The sequence below is a fragment of the Microcoleus sp. FACHB-1515 genome (genome assembly GCF_014696105.1).
Lineage (GTDB): Bacteria > Cyanobacteriota > Cyanobacteriia > Elainellales > Elainellaceae > JAAUTJ01.
The window spans coordinates 1-13,465 of record NZ_JACJPO010000066.1 but is presented as its reverse complement, the minus strand read 5'-3'; the positions used below and the strand labels follow the sequence as shown (position 1 = coordinate 13,465).

Here is a 13,465-nt window from a genome sequence, read left to right as displayed (position 1 = left end):
TCATGGGAATTAGATTTTCTTCATGTCGTCGAAGCGGGTGTGTGATGCTTCGATGTCGGCTTCCATTGCCTCGATGAGGCTGGGCGATCGCAAGCGCAGCATGACAAACCAGCCTGCACCAACGACCAGATAAAGCAAGAACAGGTATGGGAAAACGTTGTAGGGCGCGGGTGGAATGGGGAACAAGCTGCTTTCACCGGGAAGGCCGATGCTGCCCAAAACGGGAATTGCCATGAAGCCGACGCCGAGGATTGAAAAGATCACGTCGAGCGGGCGCAACTGGTGTTCTTTTTTGAGATAGACGGGCGCGGCGATCGAAATCAGAATGTAGGCCAGCAAAAAGCCATATGTGGCGATTGTGCCTGTGTAGCCGTAGATGGTGAGGGGCGCAACGCCAAACAGCGACATGGAGGCGGGGACGAGAAAGACGACGATCGCGGCGAGGGTGACGGCGATGTGCGGTGTGGCGTTGCTGCGGTGTGCCTGTCCAATGCTGTTGTGAAAAATGCCGTGTCGCGCCATTGAAAAGAAAATTCGCGCTCCAGCGTTGATGCTGGCGAGGGCGCAGGCGAAAAAGCTGACCATTGAGCCGATCGAGATCAAAATGCCAAAGAACGGAACGCCCGACATGATGGCGAGGTCGTTCATCGGTGCGGTGCTTTCGTTCAAGGCGGTGGTGCTGTCTCGAAAGCCTAAAACTTCGATGTAGGACAAAAGCACGAAGAAGACTCCGCAGGCGATCGTGCTGAGAATGACGGCGCGGGGAATTGTGCGTAGGGGTCGTTTGGCTTCATCGCCCAGCGTTGTTGCACTTTCAAAGCCGACATAGCTAAAGACGCCGAGCACCAATCCTAAAACGATGCCGCCCGGTTTCACGCCTTGCAGGGTGAGCTGAGCTGTGTCGATCGCAAAGTTGTGATGTCCTAACACGATCAATCCCAGCACAATGATCAAGCCGACTGAGGCGATTTCAAGGGCGAGCATGACTGCTGTTGAAAGCTGAATGTCTCGGTAGGCGACATACCAGGAGACTGCGACGCAAATGGCAAAGAAGAAGATGGGCGAGGGAGCAATGCCCAGCGGATTGAGCAGCACTTCTCCGTAGTTGGCAAATCCTGCTGTCACGGCCATCGCGGTGAAAATATAAGCCAAGATCAAGCCCCAGCCTGTGATGACGCCTGCGGTTGCCCCTAAACCTCGCGCAATGTAGGCATAAAGCGAACCGGGAGAAGCCGATCGCCGTGCAAACTGGTTGATGTTGAGGCTGACGAACGCTAGGCCGATCGTGGCTAGCACGTAGGTAAACCAAGTTCCCGTTCCGGCACTGGCAAAAACGAGGGCAGCATTCACAGTCGGCGTTACGGTTGGAGCGATGTTTGCGACCGACTGGGCCAGCACTTCATGAAAGGGTAGGCAGTCGGGACGCAGCCCGGACTGACGCGATCGTTCCTGATTAGTCATGCGGAAACTCCGTGACGTAGGAGTACAGATTCGCCCCCACCATACCGGAATTAATGCGCTTTCTGGGTAGCGGGGATCACGAATCTATGGAAATACATCTATCTTTAGAATTATTCTTCATCCTAGTTTCATCAAATCTTCACAATAGGCTTGCGCGAAGGGCGATCGATACCCTGCTTGTGTCCATAGAATCGGAAAAAAGCTTTCGTCCATTTCTAGACTGTCTAGCCGTCGGTAGCGGCTGAAGATGTAGCCTGTTCCAACGCCAATCGGCTGAAATTGAGCATGGGCGGGCAGTGTGCTGATGGCGATGCTGCGGCGAGTGCGCGCTTCAGACTTGCGATGCAGCCCGCTCAAGTTACGGCTTGACCCGTGCCACAGGTCGCCATGTAGAAATACGCAGCCGCCCGGCGGAAGTTCGATCGCTAAAATTTCGGGATCGGTGATGCCTAAATCCCAGATTGGCTGTCGGTAATCTGTTTCGGGGGCGTGGAGAAATCGGAATTGATCTTGCCCCGGCCAGTGATGTGAACCGGGAATTAGTTCGATCGTGCCCATTTCCTTGGTCGTTTCGCTTAAAGCGATCCAGCAGGTGACGATTTCGCTGGGTGCGATGCAGCTTACTAGGGTGCTGTTGCGATGGAAGAGGACTTCGGGTGCGTTGGGTGGCTTGATCCAGCAGCTATCCATTGCCAAGCGTCCGCCTGACCATCCGGCAAGTGTGGCGTTGAGGCAGGCAATTTCGGCAGAAAGCGAGAGGCTGGCAACGGTGCGATCGCAGCGCCACATGCCGACCATTTGGCGAGTGGCTTCTGGTCGGCTCAATCCCGGTCGTCCGTGCCATTCGTCTGGGTAGATTCCGGTTTCAAAGCGCGTGGCGAACAGCGGATCGAGGCGAGCGTCAATTTGCTCAACGCGATCGAGGTTGAGAAATTTTTCTAGAACGAGGAATCCTCGATCGCGAAATTGCTCGATTTGGGTGGAAGAAAGTTCGATCGGATGCGGATGATTCATTGGGCGATCAGGGGTCGGAGTGCGTCGCCGCAGTAGGTGTCGAGGAATGGCGATCGATCGCCGTCTTGCTGATAGACGATCGGGAAAAAGCTTTCGTCCATTGTGTTGTCGCCAAAGCGCTTGTAGCGTCCGGCCAGATAGCCGCCTTCGACATAGGCAGCGGTTGGCTTGAATTGCGAGTTGGCGGGAATATGGGCGATGACTAGACTGCGCCGGATCGAGTTGGGGAGGAGGTTCTTTCCTGACCCGTGCCACATGTGGCCGTGATGAAAGGCGCAGCTTCCGGGCTGGAGGGCAAGCTGAACGACATCGGGGCGATCGATTCCTGCTTGTTTTGCGGCCTGCTCCATGTCAGCGCGATAGCTGCGGCTTCCGGCGTGAAATTCTGCTACGGTTTGCGACAGCGGCCAGCGATGCGAACCGCGCACATACTCGATCGAACTGCCTTGCGGAACGGCGTGACTGAGGGCAATCCAGCAGACGACGATTTCTTGCGGCGTGTGGTAGAAGGAGTACATCGAGTCTTGGTGATGTGTCGTTTCGGATGCGCCGAACGGTTTGCGCCACAAGCTATCGCTCAGCAGGCGGGTTCCGCTCCAGTTGCCAAGTTGGGCACAGATTTTGCCAATTTTCTCTGAGAGAATGACGGAGGCCAAGGTGCGATCGCTCTTCCACACGTTGCTCATTTGGCCGGATGCTCCGGGCAAGCCTAGGCGCGGATTCCAATACCACTCGTCGGGATAAACGCCCGTCTCAAATTCTCCTTGAAACAGCGGCTCGACTCGTTCCGCCAGTCGATCGACCAAAGCGGAATCAAGCAGATTTTCAACAATCAAAAATCCGTCAGTGTGGAATTGATCGATCTGCGCGTTCGATAGCATGACAAAAGGCGTCGTAAAATATGCATCTTAGAGAAAGCGATCGCGATCAAAATGTGGCAAAAGCTACAAAAGCAGCGATCGCTCCGGTTTAGCAAGGTGATGAATTGACATGAAAAAACTCCGCGTTCTTGTGATTCGTCACGAAGCCTGTAGCACTGTGGGACTGTTGGCACCGCAGCTTAAAACCGTTGAAGTTCACTATCTTGATGCGCCAGCAGGCTGTGAACTGGTTGAACCTATTTCCAACTATTCGCATATTGTGATTTTGGGCGGCGCAATTAGTGCGTATGAATACGATCGCTATGCGTTTCTACGTCAGGAATTTAAGCTGCTGGAAGATGCGATCGCACAGCGAATTCCGATCGTGGGTATCTGTCTTGGCTCGCAAATTTTGGCGCAGATCTTAGGGGCAAAAGTCGATCGGGGTCAAGCAGGTCGGGAAGTGGGCTGGTGCGACGTTGAGCTTCTTGAAGCTGCAAAAACTGATTTGCTGCTGCAAGATTTTCCGTCACGGTTCAAAGTGTTTCAATCCCATCAAGATACGTTTGAGATTCCTCCAAATTGCGTGCATCTTGCGAGCAGCACAAAATACCCAAATCAAGCATTTTGCTATCAAAATCACGTCTGGGCAATTCAGTTTCATTTGGAAATGGACGATCGCGCTTTGGCAAGCTGTGCACCTGTCATTGAAACTGAATTGCGAGATAGCCAGATTCGCGATACAACGTTGCCTCAACTGCTAGCAGAAGCGAAGCAAAACTCTGAAGCGATCGCACCTTTAACCGATCGCTTCATGCAGCAGTTTCTACAGCTCAACTCAGCAGTTTATTTGAATACTTAAATTAGAAACTTCGCTTCGAGATTTGAGCAGTGACTCGATCGCATGACGAGGCTGAGAGATAGCGTTGGCTAATCGTAGTGTGAGTGATTGCGCTTGATAGCAAGCTGACTTGTCAAGGACGTTTTAACTTCATCGATCGCTTATTGAGCGATTGACCGCTCTTGGTCAACCGCTGCTTTTGCATTCAAATTTTGGACTCACTTGTCTTCTTATAAGTCTCATTACAAGACCTGCGTTCTTTTATTTGGTCTTGCAATGAGACTTAATTGCTCTTTTATGGACTCAAATAGAGATGAATTGGTCTAAGTTTGAGCAAGATATTACTTTTAGCAATCGCTGTGGTGCTGCCGATTGCATGAGTACACGGAGTGGATGCCTTCATGCCCAAACATGGAGCTGTCTAACTTGCGATCGCCCTTTTCGAGTGAGTTGTGGAGGGTGATTGCGATCGCTTCTGTAAGAAACTGGGCAGGATATGAGTCTTGCGGTAAGGTGAGGCTAGCGCTCAACTTGGGGTAGCGAGGTGACAAGAAGGCGACTCAAAATTTAGTCCAAATCTAGTCCATCAAAGATGGAAGAGCGCTTAAAAGCCTTTACACGCAAGGATTTGAGAAATTTGAATATTTGCGTATCCCGCAGAAGGTCAAAAGGAAATTAACGCCCCTTTCACTCGTTGAACTCTCACGTCATCCGCTGGTAAATCAACGTCCATTCAAGGCTGAACGGATGAGCGATCGCCGCCAACTGCGCTGACCCAGGGTACTGTAACCTAGACGATCGCTGACCTAGAGCGCTGAGGGTGGAGAAAACCCCAGCCTGATAAAACACCCTAGGCAGTGTTTTCAACTCGCTTGATCCTCCCCACCCCATAACAAGGAGGGAGTCATCCTCAAAGTCCCCCTTTTCAAGGGGATTTAGGGGGATCTCGGTCGAGAAATCTCACCACCAGGAGGTTTCAACACACACCCTAGGCAGAGCAGTCGTTCAGAAGCCAGCCGGATTAATATAGAAAAATTCTTATATTTACAGATGCAATGTACTAGCAAATAAGAATTTAACTTAACAATTTAACCCCAAAAAAGAACTTTTACTCTATGGGCTGAGAGCAATTGGTAATTAAGACATTGATAAATCAAGAGCTTGGAGAGTTAAGACACTTTAATCACAAGAAGTGCGATCGAACTCGACAGTTACGCCTCAGCCCGTACAGTCAAGAGTTAACAGGATGGTGGATCCCAAAATAGCAGCTTAGTAATTTGCTGTTAAACTGCTACATATATTTCTAAAGCCTGGCTAAAGCCCGAGTGTAGCAGCAGCAAGCGATGAAACCGTTTTTTCTTCGACAGTGGCTTACTCGCCCTCAAAAGATTCCGCTGCATCTGGTCGTTGCGGTTCCCTTTGTCCTGCAAACGCTTGGAGCAGTTGCACTCGTTGGCTATCTCTCTTACAAAGCAAGTCAAAAATCCATCGAAGCCCTAGCCCATGAGGTGATGGAAGAGGTTAGCGATCGCATCGATCAAAACCTGCAAAGCTATTTAGAAACACCCGAAAAAATCAATGAGCTAAACGCAGCAGCACTGCAACAAAATCTCTTAGACACAAACGATTTTGCACAGCTAGGAAAACATTTTGCTCAACAGCTTCAAATCTTCCCATCGCTAGGCGGAATTGCGATCGCCACTGAGCAAAATGAATTTTTTGCAACTGAGCGGCCAGATGGTGAAAAAATCTCAATTCGGCAACTGGACGCCTCCACAGGAAATAAACTTTATCGCTACCGCTCAAACGCCCAAGGTCAACTGCTTGAACCAGTTGAGGTGCAAAGTGGTTTTGACCCTCAGCGCGACCCACCCGCTAATCCTTGGTATCAAGAAACTCGTGCCGCAAATCGAAAGGTCTCAAGGCTAGTTGTTTCACTTGCTTTAGGTGAAGATCAACCACGCCTGATGGTTGCGAGTTTTCTACCCTTCTACGACTCAAACAATCAGTTTCAAGGCGTGATAAGTTCTAGCCTGTACCTTGTACAGATTGGCGATTTTTTACAGCAGCTTGAGATTGGAAAGACGGGACAAGCATTCATTGTTGATCGCGCTGGACGATTGATTGCAACTTCAACGGGAGAAGTTCCATTCCTAACAGTAGAGCAAGCGCTGCACAGCCAAAATGTCGATGTCGATCGCAGAAGATTGGAAGCAGTAAACAGCCAGGAGTTGCTCACCCGCAGTACGGCACAATTCCTTCAGCAGGCGCAAGCATTTGAGCAAACAAGTCAGCGGCAACAACGCAATTTCACAATCAACCAGCAACACTACTTCGTTCAAACCACTCCGTTGCAAACAACTAGCAACTTCGACTGGCTCATTGTAACGGTTGTGCCAGAAGCCGATTTCATGAGCGAAATCTATCACAACGCGCGAGTGACTGCTGCACTTTGCGGTGCAACATTACTGTTGATGCTCGGAGTGAGTATTGCTTTGTCGAGGCGAATTGTCAAACCAATTTCGCAGCTTAACGCGATCGCGAAGCAAATTGCTCAAGGCAACCTGAGTCCACAAATTACAATCAACCGACGAGACGAACTGGGCGAACTCGCGCGATCGTTTGATGACATGCTCCTGCAACTGAAAACAGCTTTTGCTGGAATGAGAATTCTCAATCAGGCGGTATTTGAAAGCGAACAGCAAATGACGCAAATTCTAGAGACGCTACCAATTGGTGTTTCAATGCATCGCCCAGATGGATCAGTTGCCTACTTAAACGCCAGCGGTATGCAGTTGCTAGGTTTAACAGAAATTCCTCGTATTGAAGCTGACGAACTAGTAAAAACCTATCGACTTTACCAAAGCGGCACGGATATTCATTACTCGTTTGACAAGCTGCCTGTAGTGCGATCGCTCCAAGGCGAGCAGGTGACAGCCGACGATATAGACATTCACCGTAACGGCGAAGTAATTTCCCTCGAAATTCATGCAGCCCCCGTTTTTGACAACAAAGGGAATATCATTGCCTCAATTTGTACTTTTCAAAACATTACTCAGCGCAAAGCCGCAGAGAAAATTCTTGCTGACTATAGCCATCACCTAGAAGCTCAAGTTTTAGAGCGGACAAAAGCACTGCAAGAGAGCGAAGCGTTTACTGATGCGGTTCGCAGTGCTTTACCTGATCCAATTATTCGGATGCGAAAAGATGGAACCTACTTAAATGTCACAATTCCAGCAAACTTCCCAACAGCCAGTTTAGATTCGATTGTAGCTGGAAATAAAGTTGAGAACGTTCTGCCATTCGAGGTAGCACAGCAATTATTAGCCGCAATTCAAGCCGCGATCGAATTACACGAAACTCAAGTTTACGAACACACGCTACTTGTGAATGAGCAAGTCCACTGGCGAGAAGTCCGCGTTGTTCCCCTGACCGAGGATGAAGCTTTAGTCGTTATTCGCGATATCACCGATCGCAAGCAGGCAGAGAAGGCGCTACAGCAAAGTGAAAATCGCAATCGTGCAATTCTCGCTGCAATTCCTGATTTCATGAGCTTGATTACTAAAGACGGAATTTACCTCGACTCGATTCGCAAAACTTCTCAATTTATGGATTTAATTCCAAGCTACATCAATCCCATTGGAAGAAATATTTTAGAGCTGCTGCCAGAACAAGAGGCAACCCGTAAACTCAAAGCAATTCAAGAAGCCTTGAGCACCGAAAGCGTACAGATTTTCGAGCAGAAAGTTACTTTTGGCGATCGCATCCAGCATGAAGAAGTGCGTATCGTTCCTTACACAGACAGCGCCGCTCTAATTATGGTGCGAGATATTACTGCTCGCAAGCAGGCAGAGCAGCAGTTGCAGGCGAGTTTAAAGCGAGAGCAAGCGATCGCCCGCATTCTCGAACGAATGCGCCGCAAACTCGATTTGTACTCAATTTTTGAAACAACAGTACAAGAAATTCGCCAGGTGCTCAATTGCGATCGAGTCGTGATTTATCGATTTAATCCAGATTGGAGTGGGAACTTTGTTGCTGAATCGGTTGGCAAAGGCTGGATGACTGTAATGCTACCTATAGAAGACGCACCGCAGCCTCAATCTGCACTAAGAAACGATCGCTGTACTGCAAAACTGTGGAATGAAGAAGCAACACTTCTAAAAGATACTTATCTCCAAGAAACCAGCGGAGGAGCTTATAGCCGAGGGGCGTCTCACGTTCAAGTTAAAGATATTTACAAGCAAAATTTTCCCCCTTGTTACATTGAGCTATTAGAGCAGCTTCAAGCCAGAGCTTACGTGATCGTGCCAATCTATTTAGATAGTCATCTTTGGGGATTACTTGGAGTTTATCAGAACGCTAGCCCTCGACAGTGGCAAGAAAGTGAAGTTCAGATCATGCTGCAAGTTGCTCAGCAGCTTGGAGTCGCCGTACAGCAAGCTCAGTTGCTAGAGCAAACGCAAAAACAAGCTGTAGAGTTGCTCAATGCAAAAGAAGCCGCAGAAACAGCGAATCGAGCAAAAAGCAGCTTCCTTGCCAACATGAGTCATGAACTACGAACACCGCTCAACGCAATTCTGGGATTTGCTCAACTGCTAACACAGGATTTTGAAATAACCTCAACCCAGCACGACTACTTAGAAACAATTAATCGCAACGGAGAATATTTGCTGCAACTGATTAATGATGTACTTTCAATTTCAAAAATTGAAGCAGGTCGTACAATGCTGCACGAAGACAGTTTCAATCTACATACGCTCCTTGATGAGCTTGAAGAGATATTTCGTTTACGTGCAGAAGCCAAGGATTTACATCTAGTGTGCGATCGCGATCCTACTCTTCCACAATTTATTTGCACAGACGAACGCAAACTCCGTCAAATCCTCACAAACCTGCTCGATAATGCAATCAAATTCACGTCATTTGGAAGCGTGACTTTGCGATCGAGCAGTCAGTTAGAAGCTGCTTCTTTGATGCTGAGCTTTGAAGTGACAGATACTGGCATTGGCATTGCAGCAGCAGAAATAGACATGGTGTTTGAAGCATTTGCCCAAACCGAATCAGGGCGGCGATCGCATCAGGGAACAGGTTTAGGACTGCCAATTAGCCGCCGATTTGCTCAGATGATGGGCGGTGACATCACCGTCACAAGTCAACCTGAACGAGGCTCAACCTTTTACCTAACCATCACTGCGACACGAGCAGATGCTGTTGCCGTCAGCGGCAATCATTCTTCTCAAAAAATTGTCAGCCTAGCCCCTGGTCAACCAACTTACCGCATTCTTCTCGTAGACGACACAGATACCAATCGGCAGCTTATGGTTCACTGGCTGACCGAGGTTGGATTTGAAGTTCGTGAAGCAGAAGATGGGCAAGCAGCGATCGAGCAATGGTTGAATTTTTCACCCGATCTCATTTGGATGGATATGCGAATGCCCATCATGGATGGGTTTGAAGCTGTTCGTCGTATTCGACAGCAAGAACAGCAACAAGCAGCCGACTCAGCAGAAAACTTCATTCGTTCACCCACAAAAATCATTGCCATTACTGCGGCAGTTTTTGAAGAAGAACAGCAAGCCATTTTAGCGGCAGGATGTGATGATTGCGTGGGTAAACCCTGCTCAGAATTCGTCGTTCTCAATAAGATTTCCGAGCATCTAGGAGTGACCTATCTTTATGAAGATCAATCACCGACAAGTCGATCGAACAATGAATTGATTGATCTTCAGCAACTTAGCAGCAGCCTATCTGCAATGCCAGCGGAATGGATCGCAAAGCTCAATCGAGCAGCACTGATTGCAAACGACCAAATCATCAAAAAAATCGCTCGCCTATTTAGTCCAGAACTTTCAGCTTGAGCAGATCATGCATCTTACACAGCCCCCAAATTATGACTTCAAATGACTCTAACTCAAACGGCACAATTCTAATCATCGACGATACCCCTGATAACCTCCGGTTCTTATCAGAATTGCTGACCAAAGCAGGATATGAAGTTCGTAAAGTAATCAATGGTGAATTAGGAATTGAATCGGCGCTAGTTGAGCCACCTGACTTGATATTGCTAGATATTAGAATGCCAGGAATTGATGGATATGAAGTATGCGATCGCCTTAAACATAGCGATCGAACCTCATCAATTCCAGTCATTTTTCTAAGCGCTTCAAGCGAGGAATTTGAAAAAGTAATGGCTTTTCAAGCAGGAGGTGTGGACTACATTATAAAGCCGTTTCAAGTCGTTGAAGTCTTAGCCCGCATCGAAACTCACCTCCGAATCAGCCGATTGCAGCAGCAACTCCAACGGCAGAATAGCGCCCTCGAAAACGAAATTGAACAGCGAAACTCAGCGGAAGCTGCACTCAAAATTCTCAATCAAGGGCTAGAAGCAAGAATTCAAGAACGCACCCTTGCTCTGCAAACTGAAAATAATCAGCTACTAGAACTTCAGTCAGAGCTACAGAAGGCGATCGCCCAAGAGCAGCGTCGAAACAAATTGCAGTTTCGATGGATTCGTAATATCGCTCAAAAATTTCGGACGCCCGTTGCAGTTGCAACCTCTGCCGTTGAACTACTCAAGCAAGAAAATAATCATCGCTCTGCTGAGAGCGATCGCTACCTGCAAATTATTGAAAACAGCACCCGAACAATCAGTCGATCGCTGCAAGATATACTACTGCTTGCAAATGAATCACAAGAACCGTCGTTTAATCCAACGTCGATCAACCTCACCCAAGCCTGCCAATCATTCATTGATCAGTGGCAGCTTCCAAGCAGCCCAGAATATCGCCTGCTGTTTGTTAGTTTTGGCAAATCTCCCGATTCAGTTTTCATTGATGAGGCACTGTTGCAACAGATTTGTACTCATCTGCTTGTCAATGCAGTCTGCTACTCACCGAATGGCGGCACGATTTTATTTGAGCTAATTTACGAGCCGACAAAAGCAATTATTCGTGTTCGAGATGAAGGAATTGGCATTCCCTTAGAAGACCAACCGCGAATCTTCGATCGCTTCTACCGAGCCAAAAATGCGGATGCGATCGCCCAAGATTCAACCGGATTAGGATTAGCTGTCGTCAAACGAGCGGTAGAGCAACACGGTGGCACGATCGCCGTCAGCAGCGAGATCAACCGAGGCAGCATCTTTGAAGTTTCATTTCCAATTGAAGCCCCAGCCGAAGTAGAGCAAGAATCATCTTAGCTACTCCAAAGAAGAAGCAGATAACCCAATTCCTTCTTGATCAAACCGATGCTTCAACCGTTTACGCAGAAGGCGCTGAATATAAAGATGTTTACCAGGCTTAACCTTTGTTAAAGTCCGCAGCAGCAAATTATCTTCTCCAAAATTTTCCAGTCCATCGATCAGCGTTGCTTCTAGAACTTCTGGGCAATCTGCCTTCAGCTCTTGTCCCACGCTTTCAATCAACCGATAGATTTGGTCTAGGCTTGAGTGATGCGCGATCGGAACATCCACTTTAGCGTAAATATATTGCTTAGAATAGTTGACGATCGAACCAATTTCGCCATTACGAACAATCTGTAGCTGACCATCAGGATGACGAATCTGAGTAGTTCGCAGTTCGATCGCTTCTACAATTCCTTCAACCGAGCGATCCTCAGATTTTCCGGCCTCAATATAATCGCCAACCAGGTAATAGTTTTCAAACAAAATAAAAAATCCACAAACAATATCATTGATCAAATTTTGTGCTCCAAAACCCACAATTAGGCCGACTAGTCCTGCTCCTGCTAAGAGTGGAGCGGGATTCAGTTCAAACAAGTTAAGAATAAGCAAGATTGCTGAAAAGTAAATGGCGTATTTCAGAAAGCTCTTAAACAGCGGAATAATCGTCAACCGTCGCTGAAGCTGTAGCTCACTTAGATGATCAGTTCTTAAAACTAGATCTTCCAAAATAACATTCGCAATTTCAATTAAGACTCCAGCGATAAAATAAAGAGCGATCGTCAGAATGATTTCATCAGCATGAGCTGCAACTTCACCAATAAAGTCAACATCTTGAACAATCAGTGTAGCGATTCCAACATACAGAATATATTCCAGCGTTTTCTTAAGAGCAGGAACAAGATAGCGAAATCGCTCATAGTACCGCAGCGCACCGATCGAATGTGAATGCTGAATGCTTAAAGCATCAAACGTATCAATCAAAGCTGAAACAGCTTTAATCATAAGCCGCCCCAATGAGATTGCTAAATAAGCCCTCAATACAATGAACAAATACCAAATGAGGATAGCAGGTAAACTGAAGAACTGAGCACAAAGAATTCCCCCAAACAACCAAAGGCTGTTTGTCAAAATCGACTTGAGATAAGTGAAGAACACTTCAATCGCTTGGTCATTCGCTTTGATTCGATCGTAATTTTTTGCGAAATGACTGCATTGATCGAGCAGCCAACTAAGAATAGGTATGCTAAATCGAATCAACAGCAGAAGCATGACACTTTTGGCAGTTGCGATCGCAATCGTTTCCCAAAACTGCCTAGGAACACTTTGAATGAGGCGGAGTTGAAAGGCCTGCACACTCTCGCCTCGAAAGATCAATACTCCATTCAGGCCAACTATCAAAAGACAAAAACTTGCACATATTAACATCAAAATGAAGCCAATGTTGCGCTGCTGAGCATCTATTTTCTCTGCTTTACTCTTGAGCCAGGTTTGCCCAGAAATTCTAAAACCAATGCGGACAAGCCAGTTCAATAGAGTGAATGCGGCAATGATTAAACCAACTTCAATGACAGTAATTAAAATTTCCATTGGCTACACCGATCGAGTAATCGTCACTTTCGTCAAATTTTACTAAAACTTGAACATATTGGCTCTGAAATAATCAATTTAGCTACACCAGCAACTGATAGAAGTTGAAAATTGATTATTTGCATAAATCGTATTAATTGCTTCACCTAATTTCACGCAACGCAGAACAAACTGGAAGATGCTAAACACCTCCCAGTTTCTCCAAGAAAATAAGCTATCAGACTGATTTGCCCCGCAAAACTAGCAGACTCACTACCTTAATCAAGAACCAATCAAGCCAACTAATTCAGCAAGATCAACTCAGCAAGCCGTCTGCAAGCATGTCAGTAGTCGAACTGCCCTAGGCAAATCAAATACCCAGCGCAGCTTTGATTTTTACAAGCGCGGCTGCCTCTTCTGTGCTCACTGAGGTGGACCCGTAGGACTAGACGAAAATCGAGGGAGAATAAGCTACAGATCTCAAGTTGCAGACTCAGCAATGCTGATGTTTTAGTTCGACTTTAATCAGCGATTCAACTA

General features: G+C 47.4%; 7 protein-coding genes. 3 read left to right on the top strand and 4 right to left on the bottom strand.

Translation table 11 applies throughout. The features are described from left to right. Positions 1-9: 9 nt before the first annotated feature. The 3 genes from H6F67_RS22270 to H6F67_RS22260 form a co-directional block, all read right to left on the bottom strand. Positions 10-1,461: an APC family permease gene (locus H6F67_RS22270; RefSeq protein ID WP_190768847.1), complete on the bottom strand. Its 1,452-nt coding sequence runs from the start codon at positions 1,459-1,461 to the stop codon at positions 10-12. A gap of 117 nt (positions 1,462-1,578) precedes the next feature. Continuing rightward, entirely contained in the window at positions 1,579-2,475 is an 897-nt protein-coding gene (locus H6F67_RS22265) for a phytanoyl-CoA dioxygenase family protein (protein WP_190768846.1), read from the bottom strand. After that, on the bottom strand, positions 2,472-3,356 hold the full coding sequence (locus tag H6F67_RS22260) for a phytanoyl-CoA dioxygenase family protein (RefSeq protein ID WP_190768845.1): 885 nt from the start codon (positions 3,354-3,356) through the stop codon (positions 2,472-2,474). Before H6F67_RS22260 ends, H6F67_RS22265 begins: the two co-directional genes overlap by 4 nt. Before the next feature lie 109 nt (positions 3,357-3,465). On the opposite strand from H6F67_RS22260, the gene H6F67_RS22255 reads away from it, so the two are divergent. The 3 genes from H6F67_RS22255 to H6F67_RS22245 all read left to right on the top strand — a co-directional run bounded on the left by H6F67_RS22255 (position 3,466) and on the right by H6F67_RS22245 (position 11,374). Then, positions 3,466-4,197, top strand: coding sequence for a type 1 glutamine amidotransferase (locus H6F67_RS22255; protein WP_190768844.1), 732 nt, complete (start codon positions 3,466-3,468; stop codon positions 4,195-4,197). Between the two features lie 1,322 nt (positions 4,198-5,519). Further along, complete coding sequence (locus H6F67_RS22250; RefSeq protein WP_190768843.1) at positions 5,520-10,034, top strand: ATP-binding protein; 4,515 nt, start codon at positions 5,520-5,522, stop codon at positions 10,032-10,034. Between the two features lie 32 nt (positions 10,035-10,066). Next, positions 10,067-11,374: a hybrid sensor histidine kinase/response regulator gene (locus H6F67_RS22245; protein WP_190768842.1), complete on the top strand. Its 1,308-nt coding sequence runs from the start codon at positions 10,067-10,069 to the stop codon at positions 11,372-11,374. Here the strand turns inward: H6F67_RS22245 and H6F67_RS22240 are convergent, their stop codons facing one another. Further along, a complete protein-coding gene (locus tag H6F67_RS22240) occupies positions 11,375-12,946 on the bottom strand; it encodes a mechanosensitive ion channel family protein (protein ID WP_190768841.1) in 1,572 nt (523 codons plus the stop codon). Between the last annotated feature and the right edge of the window lie 519 nt (positions 12,947-13,465).